The sequence below is a fragment of the Oleiphilus sp. HI0123 genome (genome assembly GCF_001635315.1).
Genome location: NZ_LWGE01000311.1, coordinates 1 through 3,735, shown reverse-complemented (window position 1 = coordinate 3,735; position 3,735 = coordinate 1). Strand labels below are relative to the sequence as shown.

General features: G+C 43.8%; 2 protein-coding genes and 1 pseudogene. All 3 read right to left on the bottom strand.

Annotated features, from left to right (window positions below; all coding sequences use genetic code 11):
• A partial coding sequence (locus A3761_RS02965; protein WP_068749788.1) for a diguanylate cyclase occupies nt 1-1,408 on the bottom strand: 1,408 nt, incomplete at its 3' end.
• 110 nt (nt 1,409-1,518) lie between these two features.
• Nucleotides 1,519-3,330: a hypothetical protein gene (locus tag A3761_RS02960; RefSeq protein ID WP_068509967.1), complete on the bottom strand. Its 1,812-nt coding sequence runs from the start codon at nt 3,328-3,330 to the stop codon at nt 1,519-1,521.
• A gap of 208 nt (nt 3,331-3,538) precedes the next feature.
• Nucleotides 3,539-3,735, bottom strand: a pseudogene (locus tag A3761_RS26745) (EF-P beta-lysylation protein EpmB); the annotation flags it as partial.

Here is a 3,735-nt window from a genome sequence, read left to right as displayed (position 1 = left end):
TCGGTTGGAAGAGCAGCTTGAATTTGTCATTGTCGATTGCATCCTGAATCAGCTCCATTGCCATGTCATGGTCATCTAAAGGCTTATCAGTTTGAATCGTGTACAGTTTGACTCCATTTATCTCTTCAGCGTTGTCCTGAGAAGCGAGTTCTTGAGACGCCGTTTGAGCTCTACCTAGAATATCATTGATGGCGGGGGCATTCTCAGTTATCAAAGTGACACCAGTACTAAGTGTTATCTGAATTGTTTTTCCATCGACCTCAAATAAGTGATCTTCAACAGCCTGACCATAAGCTTGGGCGACTTCAACGGCATCATCTCCATTTTGTGCCGGGCATATTAGGCCAAAAACATCGTCGCTTAATCGAGCCAGGTGATGGTCGCTCTTTCGGTTGCTATCAATAACATGAGCCAGGTCGCGTAGTACCAGGTCGGCATCAGCCATGCCAAAATTGGTTTTTATCTTCTGAAAGTTATCGATGGCCAGGTAAAGTACGCCTGCATGCGTACTATTATTTACCGCACATTCTTTTGCATCGTGCAGTTGTTCCATAAAGTATTGGCGGTTATATAAACCTGTTAGCAGATCCTGTTGGCTGAGTTCTTTTATCTTTTCCGCAAGTTCTTCATTGTCATGCTCTGGACGGATAATAATTTGTAGGCAGTCTTCGCCGTCGTAAGTTGCAGCGGAAAGGCTCATGGTTGCGCTAATTTCAGTACCATCTTCACGAATGGATATGCAGGTTGTTGCTTCGGTCTTTTCGGCTTGCGGGTTATCTGAAAAAGGCTTAGATAGCTCTTTGAAGCTGCTTTGTGATTCTGAATTAAAGGTATCAAGCACAGGAATGCAGATCATTTCATCGATATCATCGTAGCCAAGGAACTGCATATAGGAGCTGTTGGCATAGATGTGCATACCATCACTGATATAAGCAATGGCATCTTTTGAGCTATCGAGTAACAATTCACAGCGGTGCTCTGCATCGCGAATTTTTGCTTCCATTAAACGCAACTTTTTACGATCGGCTCGACTCTCTAACTCTCGTCGCAGTACGACGACTATGTGTTTATCATTTTCGAAAGGTACGACATCTTTTGCGCCGGCTTTCATGTGCTTAACCAGCTGCTCATCGTCATAAGCATCACTTAAGACGATAAAGGGCAAATCGCGGTCTTTTTGGCGTATATGCACTAGGGCTTGGTTTATATCAAAGTCAGCTTCTTTTTCGCGGGCAACAAATAGATCCCAAGACTGCTCTTCAAGCGCATCGACGAACTCTTCTTCAGACTCGATACGCTTTGCCCGGGTAGGTATGCCGGCATTGCGCAACAGGCTGATTAGCTTTTCTGCGTCGTTCTCTGATGGGTCGAGAATAAGTAGATAAATTGTGTCGTTTATTTTGCTCATTGACTTGGGATACTGCTCTTAATGTTCAAAAAATATATACCTGTTAAACCAGGCAAGTTATTAATATAGAGCGCTTATGGTGTGCTCTATTTTCGTTTTCAGTTCTCTATTTATAGTGTCGGCCACAATGAGTCGAAGTCATCATCGTTGTCGCCTACCTCAATATCAGGAACCCGATTTTCAGTCAGCTCTTTCATTTGTTTGTTTTCTGACAGTTCAAATTGACTAAAGCTACCGGTCGCTGATACACGTGTTTCTAAATTACATTTTCCTTCGGCGCCATTGGCTCGAATCGATACCTTATGACCGGACATGAAGGGAAGCCTGGGTGTAATAAGTGTCGTAGGCTGACCTATGGCACTCAGTTCTGGTAACAGGAGTCCTCTTAGGTACTCGCTAGGGTCTCCCGTCTTCTGAAGCAATTGGACACCACATGGCTTAGCGCTAGGCGCTAATAGTTCGATCCCTACCTGGGTACCTTGCTGCTTGATATGTCTGATCCAGCGAATAACCGCGATGCTCCATGCTTGCTGAGCATTTTCACGCAAGGAAATTATTTCACCCGCTTGAATATTGCTTGGTACTTCACCTTCCCATTGCAGACAATAGCCACCAGGGCTTGTATTGACTAAAGGAACTGTGTACTTCGGGTAAGCGCTGTCGAGCTTGTCATCGATTGCTCGGTCATAGGAAATGGGCGCGTCGGAGGGCGTAGTCGCCGAATGACTACCGGCATCATAGCTGTCACCCCAACCATCCTGAGACTGATTGGTGGCACTTAGGAAAATATTGTCATCACCTGAGGTTGAACCGGATGCATGTTGAAGCATTTGTGTGTGGAACTCGACTTTTCCCGAGGTGTAATAGTGGCTTGCACTTAAACCAACACATAGGTTTAGGGCACCCTCATCTTCTACCCGTTTAAAGCTGCGCTTGGTTAATACACCGAATGAATGATGTAAATGATCCAAAACGACGTCGGAAATATGCTTAGGCAGTGCTATGATCGGCTCTTTTTCAATACGCTTCTTTGACTTTGCCTGCTCTACTTCAGTGTTAAGGTGTTCATTTAGTCTGCTCACTAGTTCGGTCGTGTTAAAGCCATAATGGCTGGCACTGGTACTTTTAAGTAAGCTTTTGTATCGAGGTGGTAGATCTTGCTCGATATTGATTACAAAGACTGATTCATCGATTTGATCGGCACCGATGTCAACTAGGTCTGACCACAATTCGAAAGCGTAATAAGCAATCTGTATATCGTTTTGACGTAGCTGGTTAGGGCGACAGCAGCTTAGTAAGAGATTCTGTTTATAGACTTGATCTATTCGAGTTTCTCGTCCGTCTCTTCTTTGATCGTCTGCAACGGTATATTTCAGTAAATTGTGTTGTTCAGCAAAGTAGAAAACCTGATGCATTTCGACCCAGATATCTCTGGGAGTGTGAATATAAAGCTGATTAGATCGGAGCAGGACTTGCCCATACTCGGACATCATCCTATGAGCAGCACAAGTAAAGTTTTTCCTGACTTTTTCGCTATTAATGTTAGGCACGCTATCGATAAGAATTATCTTATACGAGGTTGCGAGATGTATTTGGATAGCTTGAGTCAGGTTAGCAATTTTTTGCTGTTTTTCACTTAGTACAACTGACTGATTAAGGAAGTGTTTAGACAGCTCCTTACATACATAGTCTATTGGCGGCCTCAATAGTTCCAGAATTTGCATTCGTGTTAGAGGAGGAAGAGTCAGCTTATTAAACTCGATTATTGCCTGGTATAACTGGCGTGAGAGCTCTCCCACATTAGCCATCGGCAAATCCTTCACCCAAGCTTTAATTGCTGCTGGAGTATGTTCAGCAAAAGAAAAACTGATTAAAGTTTGCTCGGGGGTGGATAAATTTAATTCTATATCTTGGCCGTGCATTCATGATTCCTAAATTTGTAGTAAGAGGCTACTTATTTTGCTTGTACGGGTCAGCATCTAGTCAGAAAATTATGCGAAACCGTAGCCATAATACGCTTATAACTAGCATAGCAGGGATTATGGTATTGTCTTGAATGAGGGGGAAAAAGTGTGGCTTGAATTGTTAAATCGCGTTACAGGCTCGATTTAGTTCTCAGTAGCACATTATTTATGGCCAACTAAATGTTGCCAGGCTCTTAGAGTTTTGCCCCGGGATTTCCTGACTGAGGCGAGGAACGAGATAACCAGGCAGAGCGCCAAGAAGTTGCTTATAGAGCTTAAATGCTTCGCGCTCAGAGACCTCGAAATGCGCTGCGCCTGAAACACGGTCATACATAAATAGGTAGTAAGGGAGAATGCCCAGGT